Below are 15,381 nucleotides of genomic sequence, written 5' to 3' on the forward strand. Positions count from 1 at the left end.
AAATTAAAGTAAGGTGTAGACTTATTCGTTTAAAATACTAAAAATCTTTCAATGATTTAATGTTATCTCCCAACAACCACCCAGTTTGACCGTCGGCAATACGGATTCTTCTCCAATCATCAAGCTCGTCCAAAATGTTCACTTTGGTGCCTTCGTGAATGGTAAATACGGTGTTGCTGTTCGTGTTTGGCTCCGAGTTAACGCTCACTTCCTTTGCAAACACGATGGCAGGGGCATCTCTCTTATACTGTTGATGGTTGAGGTAAGCCAACAAAACGCAAACCACACATAGGGTAAGGGATAACATACTGGTAATAAAGGCAGCCCTTTTCTGGTCAGCGGGTCTAAGAAAGTAATAGGCCATATATGCCAACACAAACAAAAAGACCAATGCTATGGCCAAGTAAGCCCATTGATCGGATGAAAACATACCGACAATCGAATTATATATGCGGGATAACTCGGTTTTCGGCATTTCCTCAATGGCGTCAAGCCTCATATTTTGGGCAAAACGCAAATTGTTCTTGATTTCCTCATTGTTCGGACTCAAAAGCAAAGCTTTTTCGTAATAATAAATACTGGGTCCTATGGAATTGAGTTTGTAGTGGCAATTGCCCAAATTAAAGTAAAGAGAGGCGGAATGTTCGCCATTATCCAGAATCTGTTCATAGTTTTCGATGGCAGCGGAGTATTCACCTTTATTGTAAAGCTCCGTAGCTTCATTGAACAGCGTCTCGTTTTGGGCAAAACCAAAAGAGAGGCTAAGAAAACAAACCAAAAAGGTCATCTTTTTTATGCTCATAAATGTTTGTCCAAATTAGAGATTACTTCACTTGCTTTTTCATAGTCCTGCTGCATCTGTACATTGGAGAACGGACTGTAACGTGCCATTTCACAACTGGTCAACAACCCAATAAATCCTTCAATATCTTCTTTTCCAACATGCTTTTCGGATAGGATACTTGTGATTTTATCCTTGCTGAACTCCGATGTTTCTATGTGCAATTTGGCCTTCAGGTAGTTGTGCAAGCCTTTTTCCAAGGCAACATAAAAGGCTTCCTTGTTGCCCAGTTCTTTTTTGGCGGTGGACAGATACTTTCTGGCCAGTTTGTTCGCTTTTTTAATCTTGTTGCCGACCACGTCGCTTGCAATCGCCTCTCTTTTCTTGAAGGCGAAAATGGCTATTGGAATCAGCAATAGTGGAGCGAACAATAGGATGAAAAACAAGTTGGAACCAAAGAAACGATCTACTCCGATAGCATTCAGGTTCGGATTTATGTTGATGAAATGGAATTGCTCCCCTGTTGGCACCACGGCTTGTTTGTTTGTAGCAGTAGTGGCATTTGTAGCACTGCTTGTGGGCCCTTCGATTACTTCAATATTGATTTCTTCCGACTTGATGGTCTCATAGCTGCCCGTGTTGGGGTTAAAGTAGCTAAAGGAAATGCTGGGAATGGGGTATTTTCCTCTATAGGACGGAACAATAGTGTAATTGTTCGATACCTTTCCTTCCATACCCGAGCTGTAGGTGTTGATGGATTCCTCATATTCGGGATCATATACCTCCAACGAACTTGGCAATTCTGGTTCTGGAAGTTGGAACAGTTTTAAGTTTCCTTTTCCTGAAACCTCTACCTTGGCCTGGAGCGATTCAGATGCATTCAATTGGGTTTTGCTGGTGGTCACGGAAAAGTCAAAGTCCCCGACCGCACCACTAAAATCCACAGGTTTTCCCGATTCGGGCAATGGTTTTACGTTGATGGTTCTTTTTCCGGCGGAAACGGTCTTACTGGTCTGGGTATAAATTCGACCACCGAAAAAGTCCCGACGGTTAGTGGGGACATCCACAAATATTTCCAGGGAGAGCGGTTCAATGTCCAACTGACCTGATTTTTGAGGGTAGAGCACCACTCGTTTCAAGACTACGTAGCGGTATGGTTTGCCTTGATACGTTCCGTTTTGTGCCGTGTGCTTGGTCACTGGAATATCCTGGCTCCAAAAATTATTATAGGTGGGATTGTCCAGTGGGCGGTAATTTGTCACACTGATGTTGGGACTCACATAAAGCTTATAAATGACTGTTACGGCTTCATTGAGGTAAGGATTTCCTTTGGAAACCTCTGCTACCAGATGAAGGCTTTCATCCGCAACATCGTCCACGGTTTTCTCTGAATTGGGTTTGTCCACCGCAGCCGTGACCTCAACTTTTTGTGGCGTTGTTTTATAGGTCTGGCCATCAATTTCGATAGTGGCTTGGTTGATGGTAAAACTACCTCTTGCCGTCGGTTTTAGAATATAGGAATAGGTTTTGGAATAGCTACGTTTTCCATTTACCCAAGATGAAGCAATGGATTGGGATGGTCCCATTACCACATTGAACCCTTCAAATTGGGGTGGCTTGAAGTTGTCGCCATCCTTGTTCATGGTAAAATCCACCCTAAGGCGCTCGTTGATTCCCAATTCCTCTTTGCTCAGGTTCATTGTGAACTCAATCCCTTCGGTTTCGTCTTGGGCGTGGGAATGCAGCCCCAATAGCAGGAACATTCCCAAAAAAAGCAATATGTTGCCTTTCAACAGTTTCATTACCAGTCCTTCTCGTTTTTAACTTTCTTGCCGCGAACTTTTCGGGCCTCCATTTTTTCCTGCACTTTTTTCTCCTCGTTCTGCATGGCCTCTAGCAAATTCTGAATTTGCTGCTCAGATAATTGATTGGGTCTTGGCTGCTGTTTTTTATCTTCAGGCTGGTCTCCTTCATTGGGCTTTTTCTCCTGCTCCTTTTTCTTGTCGCCATCTCCCTCTTGGTTTTCCTTGGGTTTATCTTCCCCATTATCGCCCTTGTCGCCTTTATCTTTGTTTTCGTCTTCTTTTTGCTCGCCTTCGTCTTTCTTTTCGTTATCCCCTCCCTCGTTGTTCTGATCTTGGTTTTTGTCCTTGTCCTCGTTTTCTTGGTCTTTTTTGTCCTGATTGTCCTGATTCTGGTCGTTCTTTTGCTCGTCCTGCTGTTTTTCGAGCATTTTCTTGGCCAAGGCAAGGTTGTAACGGGTCTCGTCGTCGTTGGGATTTTTTCTAAGGGCTTGCTTGTAGGCTTCTACAGCCTGTTTGTAATCTTTCTGCTTCATAAACACATTGCCCATATTATGAAAGGCCTTGTGTTTTTCTCCTTTGTCCTCTGTGGCATCTCCAGCTTCCTTGAATCGTCCAAAGGCTTCTCCAAAACTTTCCCTGTTGTAGTAGGCGTTTCCAAGGTTAAATCTTGCAGCAGCATTTTTATTGCTCTTGGATATGGCTCTTCTGTAGTCGGCCTCCGCAGTTACAAAATCGTTGGAGGTCAACTTGTCATTGGCCTCGTAGGTTATGTTCGTGGAGGTTTGCAATGCTTTCTCCGCTTCTTTGTTCGCTTTTTCGGTAATGTCGTCCTGGGCTTGGACCACGCCAAAACATAGCAATAGTCCAAACATCAACTTAATCTTGCTCATCATCGTGCTCATTAAAAAGATTCAGTTTTTTCAACCATTGTGTTTTTCTATCCAAAACGAAGATGTCCAAAAATAGAAATAAAAAACCAGCGGCAAGGAACCATTGAAATTGGTCCTTGTACTCTGCAAATTGCTTGGCTTCAAACTCTGTTTTGTCCATTCGGTTCAGTTCCTCTTTGATGTATTCCACGGCATTTTCCGTATTGGAACCATCAATATAATCTCCATTGCCCCTGTCGGCAATCTCTGTCAATACGTTTTCATTAAGTTTGGTAATGACCACCTCACCTTCATTATCTTTCTTCAAGCTCTCCACGATTCCATTGCGTTTGATGGGAATCGGAGCTCCTTTGGCCTTACCTACCCCGATCGTATACACTCGAATACCATTTTGCGTGGCTTTTTCAACGGCGTTGATGGTAGAGTTTTCGGAGTGGTCTTCCCCATCGGAAACAATAAAAAGCACTCTGTTCGTCTGTTGGGAATCATCATAATAGGTGCTTGCCAAATCTATGGCTGCATTGATGGCGGTTCCTTGTGACGAGAGCATATCGGTGTTCATGCTCTGCAAGAACATTTTTGCCGCACCGTAATCCGTGGTAATGGGCAATTGTGGATATGCTTGTCCTGCGTAGGCGATTATCCCGATTCGGTCACTGGCCAATTGGTTGATGATTTCCGAAACTATTCGTTTGGATTTTTCAAGGCGGTTCGGAGCGATATCCTCTGCCAACATACTTTTGGAAACATCAATGGCGAATACAATATCCACACCTTCGCGTTTCACGGTTTCCAGTTTTGTGCCGATTTTTGGATTTACCAATCCCAACACCAAAAACGTGAGTCCTCCCAATAAAAATATCAGTTTAAGGGTTGACTTGAAGTTGGATTTGTTGGGTGCCAGACGCTTCAACAGGGTTGAATCGGCAAAACGCTTTTGTGTTTTTTTCTTCCAGATTTGAAGAAAAAAGAACGCTAGGGCCATAACTGGAATTATGGCCAAGAGGTAGAAATATATTTTTTCGTCAAACTGAATCATTCGTTAAATAAAACTTTTAAAGATGGAATTTCGCAATCCCCATTCCAACAACAATAAAATTCCTGCCAGGAAAATCAATGGCCTGAATTTTTCCTCGTATTTGTAATATTTGAATTCCTCTATTTCTGTCTTTTCCAACTTGTTGATCTCATCATAAATGGCTTCCAAAGATTCGTTGTCAGTGGCACGGAAGTATTTTCCGCCGGTCACTTCTGCGATTTCTTTTAGCAATTCTTCATCGATCTCCACTTGTCGCATTCCATATCTATAGGAGCCATCTCTATGGTAGCCAATGGGGGACAATGCGTTTCCGTTAGTGCCCAGACCAATGGTGTATGTCTTGATCCCAAATTCAACCGCTAGGTCAGCAGCGGTTCTAGGTTCAATAAAGCCAGAATTATTGACACCGTCCGTTAAAAGAATGATAACTTTACTGATTGCCTTACTTTCTTTTAAGCGGTTTACTGATGTGGCCAGTCCCATTCCTATGGCCGTTCCGTCCTCCAACACGCCATAAGTTATTTCCTCCAATGCGTTCAATACAATGGCCTTATCGCTGGTAATTGGGGTTTTTGTATAGCTTTCGGCCGCATAGCTCACCAAGCCGATACGGTCGTTCGGGCGACCTTCGATAAAGCTGGCCGCCACTTCTTTCAACGCGGTCAATCGGTTCGGCTTTAGGTCACGTGCCAACATACTGGAAGATACATCGATGGCCATCACAATATCGATGCCTTTAGTGGTTTTTGTCCGTGTTGAAATATCTTCAGTTTGAGGTCGTGCCAATGCCGTGATGATAGCTGCCAATGCCAACAATCGGATTCCGAACAGCACTGGTTTTAATTTTGATGCCCAACTCTTCACGGTAAACCCCTTGATGCTGGATATGCGCAGGGAGGCCATTTCATTTTTTCGCTTGAAAAAATACCATAGCAAAGCCAACGGCAACATCAGCAGCAGCCAGAAAAACTCAGGATTTGCAAATTCTATATTCTCAAACATTTATACTTGTGTTTTTACGTCAAGACTTCCTAAAATCCGTTCCACGATCTGTTCCGCATATTCATCGTCTTCCTCCCATGTGATCACCACTTGCTGGACAAAACCCTTGCCCCCAAAAGTGAGAATATTGTACTTGGCCCTTTTGGAGTCTCCATTGGGTCGTTCCAGCATTCCAGTGCCATAGGTTTTCATTCCCTTCACTCCGGATTGTGTCACAAACTCTTCTTGTTTGGTAATGATATTTTTAAGGCCCAATTGTTCAAAATTGGACAGGGTAGAACCAATTACCGCTTCAAATTGAGGCTCTTCTTTTTGTTCTTTAAAGGTGATGGAACTTGTGCTGACGGAAAAAATGCCGACATAGCTTCCATAGGAAAATGCCTGAAGTTCTTTGATGAGTTCTTCTGTTTCTTTGGGCAGCTCCAACTCTTGGCGTACCAAAACCTCCGGAGTTTCTATCTGAACTGGAGGGAAACCGTACGAACTGGCCACCCACTCACTCTCCAACAGATCCTTGGTAGGGTAGCCGAAAACGGTATCTCTAACCTTTTTGGTCCCAAAATAAATGGTGGACCCAATACCGCCCAAAACAATGATTCCTGCAAAAATTGCTGCGGCCCAGTAGATTCTTTTTCGTTGTTTTTTTCTCGCGAGTTCTTCCAGATATTCCTCATCCAACAACAAATCCTCCTCGGTAGGCTCTGGAAGCCCTTCGTGGGTTTTGGTCACGATTTCCTCGACCAATTTCCTGTCTTGTTCGGCAACGGTTGTGGCTGGTTTGTTTTTGGCGAACTTTACCAAATCGGCCGTTTGTAATATTTTTTGAAATTGTTCAAGGGTGTCATCTTCCAATTTTAGTTCGCCGGCATCACGTAACATTTCCAATTTGGTAATGAGCTCCGAGGTAGTACTCTCCATGGCTGTTACGTGCACATCTTCTTCCAAGTAGGATCGAACAATATCGGTAAGTTCGGAATAGTACTGCTTGTACTCATCCTGAATGAGATATTTGGAATTCTCAAGTTTTTTCAGTTCCATCAACGCTCGGTCATAGGGTGGGAGCAAGGCCACTTTTTCTTCCTCGGTCAATGGTTTTTTCCTCAAAAAGAACCAATAGACCAATCCGCCGACCACAATCAGCCCTAAAAGTATCCAAAGTGCGGTAAGCCACATATCAGCAGTACTACGTTCCACCTCGATAAGAGGTTTGATGTCGTACATCTTTTGTTTGGTGGTGTCCACGACCACATCGGCCACCTTCACTTGGAAGGAATCCGTGAAAAAAGGCTGCTCATTGATGGCGATTCGCTGCGGTGGAATGGTATACGCTCCACTATCAAATTGTGTGAGCGAATATATTTTTTGAAGAATGAGCTTATTGTCATTTTTAAGGGTATCGGACATTATGGCCTCTACGGTTTCAAGCGGGGAGAAGGTTTGTCCTTCGGGAAAGAAAACAATATCGGTCGAATCTGTTTCAACGGTAATTTTGTATTGGATCTGTTCCCCAATTTTAATGGCAAGGGTGTCTACTTTTGCAGAAACTTTGGGTCCTGTTTGCGAAAAACCGACAGTTGGCAGAAGCATCAGTAACAATAAAGTGCCCAAAATGAATTGGACTCTTTTTATGTTAATTGTTTTATGTTGACCGTTCTTTCTCATTATCCTCTTCGTTTAAAATAGCCCAACAGCTTTTTCACATAACTTTCGTCCGCCCGACAATTGATCACACCAGATCCTGATTTATTGAAAGAATTGGTAAAATACTCTACCTTCTCTTGATAGTGTTTGCCATAAGCCACTCTTACCTGTTTGGATTGGGTGTTTACCAATTGAATCTCGCCCGTTTCGGCATCCTGCATTTGCACCATGCCCAAATTTGGGATGGTTTCCTCACGTTCATCATAAACCCGTATTCCCGTTACATCGTGTTTATTGCCCACAATGCGAAGGGTGTTGTCGTAGTCATCCGCGATAAAATCCGAAAGCACAAAAACAATGGCTTTTTTCTTCATCACGTTGGTCAGGAACTTCAAGGCTTCTGCAAGATTGGTTTCGCTGCTTTTTGGGTGGAATTCCAGCAATTCCCTGATGATTCGGAGTACGTGGCTTTTTCCTTTTTTGGGCGGGATAAAAAGCTCTACCTCATCGGAAAACAAAATCACACCTACCTTATCGTTGTTCTGAAGCGCAGAAAAGGCTAGTGTAGCGGAAATCTCGGTAATGATTTCTTTTTTGAACTGGTTGGAAGTGCCGAAAAGTTCCGACCCACTCACATCCACCATCAGCATCATTGTAAGTTCACGCTCTTCTTCAAAAACCTTTACATAGGGTTCGTTATAGCGTGCGGTCACGTTCCAGTCAATGCTTCGTACGTCATCACCAAATTGATACTGGCGTACTTCACTGAACGTCATTCCCCGACCTTTGAACGTAGAGTGGTATTCCCCACCAAAAATATGGTCGGAAAGACGTCGGGTCTTGATTTCAATTTTACGTACTTTCTTTAGTAGTTCCTTTGTATCCATTTGGTTCAAAAAAAATAGGTTTTCGGGTTGGTTAAAGTATTGCTACTTATTCCGATAAACATTGAACCGCTAAGGCACTTCTACCTCGTTTACAATCTTGTTGATGATTTCTTCGGAAGTAATATTTTCTGCCTCGGCCTCGTAAGTGATCCCGATTCTGTGACGTAGTACATCGTGCACTACGGCCCTTACGTCTTCGGGAACCACATAACCTCTTCGTTTGATGAACGCGTAGCACTTGGATGCATTGGCCAAGTTGATGCTACCCCTTGGAGAGGCACCAAAACTGATCAATGGCTTCAAGTTTTCCAAATTGTATTTTTCTGGATATCGCGTAGCGAAAATGAGGTCGAGTATATATTTTTCAATTTTTTCGTCCATATAAACCTCACGGACGGTTTCTTGAGCCCTTAGGATTTGCTCCAGAGAGACTACTGGTTTAATAGGCTCTGTTTCACCCTTGAGATTTTGACGAATGATAAGCTGCTCCTCGTTGAGTTTTGGATAATCGATTACCGTTTTCAGCATGAATCGGTCAACCTGAGCTTCAGGAAGCGGGTACGTTCCTTCTTGTTCCACGGGGTTTTGTGTGGCCATTACCAAAAAAGGTTTATCCAGAATAAAGGTTTCATCACCAATGGTTACCTGCTTTTCCTGCATGGCCTCCAAAAGTGCGGACTGAACTTTCGCAGGTGCCCTGTTGATTTCATCTGCCAAGACAAAATTGGCAAAAATGGGTCCTTTTTTAATGGAGAAATCGTTCTCTTTGATGTTGTAGATCAGCGTACCGATAACGTCGGCAGGCAATAGATCGGGAGTAAACTGTATTCTGCTAAAACTGCCCTTTACAGCTTTTGCCAAGGTGTTGATGGCCAAGGTTTTTGCTAGCCCGGGGACACCTTCGAGCAAAATATGTCCTTTTCCCAAAAGGCCGATGAGCAATCGTTCTACCATGTGCGTCTGTCCCACTATCGCTTTGTTCATTTCAACCGTCAAAAGGTCAATAAAAGCGCTTTCTTGGGCAATTTTCTCATTCACAGCACTAATATCAATAGTAGTGTTTTCTTCCATCTATTTACTTTTGTTGTTTGGTGTTAAGGTCGGTGTTTTCACTAAGGTGTGCAAAATGAAAATTTATTTAAAACCTACCTGTTAATTAATGGTTAAAAAAAACGCTAAACCCCTAGTTTTATGAAGGATTTAAGGGTTTAATTTTATACTTTCAGCGTATATGGAACAGACAACGAAATTTTCCCGCATTATATCGGGAGCGATGACTTGGGGAAGCTGGGGGAAAAAACTTTCCAAAAAAGAAATGGTTGAATTGATGCACCATAGCATCGAATGTGGCCTTACTACTTTTGATCATGCCGATATTTACGGCAGCTATTCGACGGAGCGTGATTTTGGAACGGCCTTCGGGGATAGTGGAATTAAAAGGGAGGACATACAGCTGATTACGAAATGTGGTATTCAATTGACCAGGGGAAGGGACAACAAGATCAATCATTATCAATACGACAAGGATTACATTGTTTGGTCGGCGGAAGAGTCATTGAAAAAATTGAAGACGGATTATTTAGATTTTTTCTTAATGCACAGGCCAAGTCCGTTAATGCAACCCGAAGAGATGGCCGAAGCTGCACGACTTTTATTGCAAAGTGGCAAGATCAAACAATTTGGGGTGTCGAATTTTACGACTTCCCAAGTGGCCATGTTGGAAAATGTTGTCCCTGTTGAAGGAAACCAAGTCGAATTTTCCCTAACACACCACGACCCGATGTACGATGGCACTTTTGATGATTGCATAGCCAACAAAAGAATGGCAATGGCCTGGAGTCCGTTGGGGAGCTTTTTTAGAGAAACCGATGAACAGGTGGAGCGTATTAAAGAAGCCATGGCTCCCCTAATGGAAAAGTACAATGCTGATGAAAGCCAGTTGCTATTGGCCTGGATTTTAAAACACCCCGCAATGGTACATCCTGTAATCGGAACTACAAACAAAGAAAGAATTAAACAATCGGCTGCAGCCGCAAAAATAGATTTGGAACTTCAGGATTGGTTTACCCTTTTGGTGGCAAGCCAAGGACATGAAGTACCATAATAAAAAATAAAGATGTCAAAAACTGTACTGATAACTGGAGCAACCAGTGGAATTGGAAAGGCAACTGCCGAACTTTTTGCAAAGCAAGGCTTTAATTTGATTCTCTGCGGTCGCAGACAGGAACGTTTGGAACAACTCAAAAACGAGTTGGGGCGTGACACAGCTATTTTCATCCTTAATTTTGATGTGAGGAATCGTGAAGATGTATTCTCGGCCATAGAAAGTTTGCCCAAGGAGTTTTCTACGATAGACATCTTGATCAACAATGCCGGCAATGCCCATGGTTTGGACCCCATTGATAAGGGCAGCCCAGATGATTGGGATGCTATGTTGGACATCAACGTAAAAGGATTGCTGTATATGTCCAAGGCCATCATCCCAAAAATGGTGGAAAACAAGTCAGGACATATCATCAATATTGGTTCCACGGCCGGTAAGGAAGTTTATCCCAATGGAAATGTGTATTGTGCCAGCAAACATGCTGTGGATGCCATTAATCAAGGAATGCGGATAGATTTGAATGCGTATGGCATTCGAGTGGGTGCGGTAAACCCGGGCTTGGTGGAAACAGAATTCAGCGATGTTCGGTTTAAGGGAGATTCGGAAAGGGCATCGAATGTTTACAAAGGCTTTCAACCCTTAAAACCCGAGGACATTGCGGACATTATTCTGTTCGTGGTCACCCGACCCTACCACGTGAACATTGCCGACCTTGTGGTGATGCCCACCGCTCAGGCCAGCAGTACAATTGTTAATAAAAACAATTAAGTGTTGCGGGTTTTGTGTTGAAAGTTTAAAATAGCAATTTATGAATGGATTTGAGGAACTGGATGTTTGGAAACTGGCAAGAGAAATTTGTAATGAGGTCTGGATACTAATTGAAAGTACTTCTCTGGGTAATGATTACAGTCTCAAGAACCAAATGAATGCTTCTTCTGGGTCAATTATGGATAATATTGCAGAAGGATTTGAGCGAAACGGAAATCGTGAACTCATTCAGTTTTTAAGTATTGCAAAAGCTTCTTGTGGAGAATTGAGGTCTCAATTGTACCGATGTTTAGATAGGGAACATATAACAAAAACACAATTCGATAATATTTGTTCCAAAACTATCACGGAAGGAAAAAAGATAGGTGCATTTATGTCTTATCTCAAAAAATCGGAGAGAAAAGGAGCAAAATATGATTAAATCTCGCAACACACATCTCAAATCTCGCAACCTTTAGTTATGATCAATAAACGCCTACTCGTAAAAAACTTATTGGCCCACAACGACGAGAATAGTTTTTACGACAAAAAGCGTTTTATATCCATAGGAGAAAAGGAAGGCAAGGCCAAATTCTTAAAGCATGTCTGCGCTCTGGCCAACAGCAACCCCACAAACAATTCCTTTATCGTGATCGGTGTGGAGGATGAGGACAGCAAAATTGTTGGCGTTGACTTTTTTGATGACAGCAAAATCCAGAATCTCGTCAACGCCTATTTGGACAATCCACCACTGATTTCTTATGAAAACATTCCCTTTCCCCATTTGCCCGAAGGCAAGGTGGTTGGGTTGGTCACTATCAGGTCCAACGGTAAAGTCTGCGCCCTGCGAAAGAACATTTGGAAGTACTACGGAGGGGCGGTTTTTTTTCGTGAGGGAAGCATTAGTTTACCCAAAGCTTTTGATATTGAACTAAAGGATATCAATTCCGAAAAAGTGGCCACCATTGAGCAGCACGCTCGGAACAATATCGAATACACGCTGGATGCCGTAATCAATTTCTTCAATACCAGACACCCCGACTTAACAAGTGACTATAAAGTCTTCAAAGAGCAATTTGTTGTTTGTTGGGCGGGCAATAAAAAGAAGGTCAAGGGTAAGGTCTATTACTCCAGAGTGGATATTGAACTCATCAATGAACAGGTGAAATTGTTCTATTCCGCTTTGGACGAAATCACGATTGATTACGATGATGATTCCTTTAAAACCTTGGAATATGTGCAATTGGGATTAGGGTCTCAGCAAAAATACTATCCATTGGAGGAAATGACGATTACATTTTCTGACAATGGCAAATATACCATCAACAGTAAACTAATATTCGAACCTCCACAATTTGATAAAAAAACACTGTATCACGTGTACAACACCAATAATGCGTTGCTCAAAAAACTCGAAAACCGTATTCCATTGACGGATTCGGAGCATACTGATATGACCCATCTCCCAGCAACCTATCTCATATGCTATCTCAATGGATTTGAAGAGGCAAAAGATAAAATGGACGGAGCCAGGCAACTATTAAAGGCTTACGACAGCCATGTTTACCAATCCCTTAAAGAATCCCAAAGAATTTTACGTAAGGTAAGATACGCCTAGGACTTCATTAACCATAACATTTGATAGGGTTTAACCTCTAAAAGGGCGCTGTTCAAAATCACTTTTTCATCAGACACTAGATCCAGTGGTTCCCCTTTACTGAAGTACCCCAGTTTTTTGATCCAATTACTGTCGATGACCTGAGCATTTTCATCAAAATTGCAGATTACCAACAAACTTTGATCGCCTTGTGCTCTTTCAAAAGAAAAAACATGATCGTTCCCCGTATGGTACAGCTCAAGATTGTTTCGATCAGCAAAAACCTCGTTTTGCTTTCTTATTTTGATAAGTTTTTGAAGCGCATGGAATATTCGGGATTGGGGCGAGACCTTGTCGTTTAAATTTGAAATGGTTTCCCAATCATGCATGGGGCGGTTTACCCATCTACTATCCCCTTTTTTGGATGTATCATTTTGAAAGGAATAATCGTTGAGTGTGCCAATTTCGTCGCCAGCATAGATCAATGGAATACCTCCAAAGGCCAATGTGATGCCATGCAGCATAATAATTTTACGCACCGACTCTTCCAATAAGTTTTCATCTTTACTTTTGATGGCCTTCTCAAGTCCCAATAAAGAAGCAGCGCTTCCTGTAATACGCCCATCCCCAGTTTTTGGGTTGTACATAAAAAGCATTCCCATCGCAGGTGTCCAATCCAACCGTTGGCAATAGTAGTCCAGCAAGAATTTTCGGTGCATTTCGGGATTCCATCCCAGTTCTTGGATGAGGTGGTTTTCGTACCCCAATCCAATATCATCATGACAACGGATGTAATTGATCCAAGTACAATCTTTGGGTTTGGAAGGTACGTTCATCAGACTCTTGTAGAGCAATTGCGTTTTTTTTGTAGCAATGGAATTCCATAAAAGTGCCATTAAAGATGCGTTATAAGCCACTTCGCATTCATTCCCCTCCTTTTCTTCTTTCCCAAAATATTTTACAATATCAGTAGGGGCCACAATGGCTTCAGCCAAAAGAATGGAGCCCGGGGCCACCACTTGCATACACATTCGGAACAGTGAGATAAGGTTGTGGGCTTCGGGCAGGTTTTGCGATATGGTCCCTATTTTTTTCCAAAGGAAGGCAAGCGCATCAAAACGGACTACGTCTACCCCCATATCCGTTAGCTTCACCAAGTTGGTAAGCATTTCCAAAAATACTTCGGGATTGGTGTAGTTAAGGTCCCATTGATAGCTGTTGAACACCGTCATTACCCATTTTTCCATTTCGGGGATATAGGTAAAATTGCCTGGCGAGGTTTCGGGAAAAACTTCGGGCAGGATTTTTTCAAATTCGGCTGGGATGGTGAAATCCTCATAGATATAGTAGTAACCTTGGTATTTTTTATCCCCTTTTTTGGCTTTTTTGGCCCAAGAAAATTCGTTGGAGGTGTGATTGACCACAAAATCGAGCATCAAATAGATGCCGTTTTTGCGGAATGCCGTGGTCAATTGCAGTAAATCATCTTTAGAGCCATATTTTTTGTCCACCTCCAAATAATTGTTCACTGCATATCCACCATCATTTTCCCCTTTTGGCCTCGTAGTGATGGGCATGAGGTGCAAAAAGTTGACCCCTAGTTTTTTGAAGTAGGGTATTTTGTCTTGCAGCCCTTTCAAGTCTTTGTTGAAATGTTCAACATAGAGCTGCATACCCACTAGCTTTTCGGACTGGTACCAATTTCCCGATTGTAATCGAATCAAATCCTGTTCCCGCAATACTTCGGGCCTCTCCAAAAACAACTTGGGAAGTAATTTCAATAGTTTTTGGAAATGTTTTTCATGATGATCTTCGGAATAAAGGGAAAAGAATTGCTTCTGGATCAAAGTAAGATTGGTGGCCAAACGTTGATCAAAGAGTTCTTGGTCATTTTTCCCTTTTTGGGAAATAAGCCTGTGTAATTTCGCTTGGTTCATTTAATTTTCTAGCTGTTCTTTTGTGGGCAGGGCTACGATAGCACCATAATTTGTAGTAGTTATGGCACCCGCCTTGTTGGCCGTGGCGACCATGTTTTCAACGAGTGAGAAATCCTCGAATATAGGTTCAAAATTGCCCAAGTCCGAAATTTGGTACAACAGACACCCTATAAAAGCATCTCCGGCTCCCGTGGTATCAACGGGAGTTACTTTCACGCTCGGAATCACTTTTTTGGTGCCGTTCATGCTCAGTAAAGTACCGTCTTTGCCTAAAGTCACTGTAATGATTTTAGTTCCTGCCTTGTGCAGTACGTCGCAGGCTTCATGTAAATCTTCTTTTCCAGAGATGAGTTGCGCTTCTTCCATACTGAACTTGCATAGATGGGATTTTTCCACAAATGGCATGCATTTTTTTATGAAGGTTTCCTCATCATCTTTCCAAAGGTCAATCCTGAAATTGGGGTCAAAACTGATGAACATTTCCTTGGTAAGGCCATCAAAAAGATATTTGGCGTATGTCTTTTCCAAAGGCCCACCCAAAAGTGCCGTGGCAGCTCCCAAATGAAGGATGTTCCCTGGAAGGTTCTTCCGTAGATTCGGATTGTATTTCAATTCCTTGTCCGCACCTCTGCTAAAAACAAAGTCGCGCTCCCCATCTTCCGAGAGCGAAACAAAGGCAAGTGTGGTAAAGGTGTCCGATAATTGGGTCAGCGAAATGTCAACTCCTTCGTTCTTCAGAGTATCCAAAAGGAATTTCCCGAACGGATCATCGCCAACACATCCAATAAACACCCCGTTACTACCCAGTTTGGAAATGGCACAGGCAACATTGGCGGGGGCACCGCCTGCTTTTTTGGTAAACTCGTTGGCTTTTGTCAGGTCGCTTCCTTGCCGTTCAGCAACAAAATCTATCAACACCTCACCAATACAGTAAACTTTTTTCATATTGTT

The 15,381-nt window shown here is 42.6% G+C and carries 14 protein-coding genes; 4 read left to right on the top strand and 10 right to left on the bottom strand.

From position 1 onward, the window contains the following. Positions 1 to 37: 37 nt before the first annotated feature. The 8 genes from PY092_RS02370 to PY092_RS02405 form a co-directional block, all read right to left on the bottom strand. Positions 38 to 802, bottom strand: coding sequence for an SH3 domain-containing protein (locus PY092_RS02370; RefSeq protein WP_275614248.1), 765 nt, complete (start codon positions 800 to 802; stop codon positions 38 to 40). Next, positions 799 to 2,583 (bottom strand): BatD family protein, encoded by a 1,785-nt coding sequence (locus PY092_RS02375; RefSeq protein ID WP_275614249.1) that lies wholly within the window; start codon positions 2,581 to 2,583, stop codon positions 799 to 801. Before PY092_RS02375 ends, PY092_RS02370 begins: the two co-directional genes overlap by 4 nt. After that, positions 2,583 to 3,458 carry a tetratricopeptide repeat protein gene (locus PY092_RS02380; protein ID WP_417958138.1) on the bottom strand — a complete coding sequence of 292 codons (876 nt, stop codon included), beginning with the start codon at positions 3,456 to 3,458 and terminating at the stop codon, positions 2,583 to 2,585. Before PY092_RS02380 ends, PY092_RS02375 begins: the two co-directional genes overlap by 1 nt. Positions 3,459 to 3,462: 4 nt before the next feature. Further along, entirely contained in the window at positions 3,463 to 4,515 is a 1,053-nt protein-coding gene (locus PY092_RS02385; protein ID WP_275614251.1) for a VWA domain-containing protein, read from the bottom strand. Positions 4,516 to 4,518: 3 nt separating this feature from the next. Continuing rightward, positions 4,519 to 5,517 (bottom strand): vWA domain-containing protein, encoded by a 999-nt coding sequence (locus PY092_RS02390; protein WP_275614252.1) that lies wholly within the window; start codon positions 5,515 to 5,517, stop codon positions 4,519 to 4,521. Then, positions 5,518 to 7,179 (bottom strand): BatD family protein, encoded by a 1,662-nt coding sequence (locus PY092_RS02395; protein WP_275614253.1) that lies wholly within the window; start codon positions 7,177 to 7,179, stop codon positions 5,518 to 5,520. Further along, on the bottom strand, positions 7,179 to 8,045 hold the full coding sequence (locus PY092_RS02400; protein ID WP_275614254.1) for a DUF58 domain-containing protein: 867 nt from the start codon (positions 8,043 to 8,045) through the stop codon (positions 7,179 to 7,181). The genes PY092_RS02395 and PY092_RS02400 overlap by 1 nt, the downstream gene beginning before the upstream one ends. Before the next feature lie 69 nt (positions 8,046 to 8,114). Next, positions 8,115 to 9,116, bottom strand: coding sequence for an AAA family ATPase (locus tag PY092_RS02405; RefSeq protein ID WP_275614255.1), 1,002 nt, complete (start codon positions 9,114 to 9,116; stop codon positions 8,115 to 8,117). 160 nt (positions 9,117 to 9,276) lie between these two features. Here PY092_RS02405 and PY092_RS02410 point away from each other — a divergent pair, with 160 nt between their 5' ends. From PY092_RS02410 to PY092_RS02425, 4 genes are read left to right on the top strand one after another with little or no spacing between them, the layout of a single operon-like run. After that, positions 9,277 to 10,149 (top strand): aldo/keto reductase, encoded by an 873-nt coding sequence (locus PY092_RS02410; RefSeq protein ID WP_275614256.1) that lies wholly within the window; start codon positions 9,277 to 9,279, stop codon positions 10,147 to 10,149. Positions 10,150 to 10,161: 12 nt separating this feature from the next. Then, positions 10,162 to 10,917 (top strand): SDR family NAD(P)-dependent oxidoreductase, encoded by a 756-nt coding sequence (locus PY092_RS02415; protein WP_275614257.1) that lies wholly within the window; start codon positions 10,162 to 10,164, stop codon positions 10,915 to 10,917. Positions 10,918 to 10,957: 40 nt separating this feature from the next. Further along, positions 10,958 to 11,338 (top strand): four helix bundle protein, encoded by a 381-nt coding sequence (locus PY092_RS02420; protein ID WP_275614258.1) that lies wholly within the window; start codon positions 10,958 to 10,960, stop codon positions 11,336 to 11,338. Between the two features lie 39 nt (positions 11,339 to 11,377). Next, positions 11,378 to 12,514, top strand: coding sequence for an ATP-binding protein (locus PY092_RS02425; protein ID WP_275614259.1), 1,137 nt, complete (start codon positions 11,378 to 11,380; stop codon positions 12,512 to 12,514). Here the strand turns inward: PY092_RS02425 and PY092_RS02430 are convergent. Together PY092_RS02430 and PY092_RS02435 are read right to left on the bottom strand one after the other, a co-directional pair. Beyond that, positions 12,511 to 14,430: an alpha-amylase family glycosyl hydrolase gene (locus tag PY092_RS02430; protein WP_275614260.1), complete on the bottom strand. Its 1,920-nt coding sequence runs from the start codon at positions 14,428 to 14,430 to the stop codon at positions 12,511 to 12,513. The genes PY092_RS02425 and PY092_RS02430 overlap by 4 nt on opposite strands. Beyond that, positions 14,431 to 15,375, bottom strand: coding sequence for a carbohydrate kinase family protein (locus PY092_RS02435; RefSeq protein WP_275614261.1), 945 nt, complete (start codon positions 15,373 to 15,375; stop codon positions 14,431 to 14,433). Between the last annotated feature and the right edge of the window lie 6 nt (positions 15,376 to 15,381).

Origin of the sequence: Flagellimonas yonaguniensis (assembly GCF_029193885.1) — a bacterium.
Lineage (GTDB): Bacteria > Bacteroidota > Bacteroidia > Flavobacteriales > Flavobacteriaceae > Flagellimonas > Flagellimonas yonaguniensis.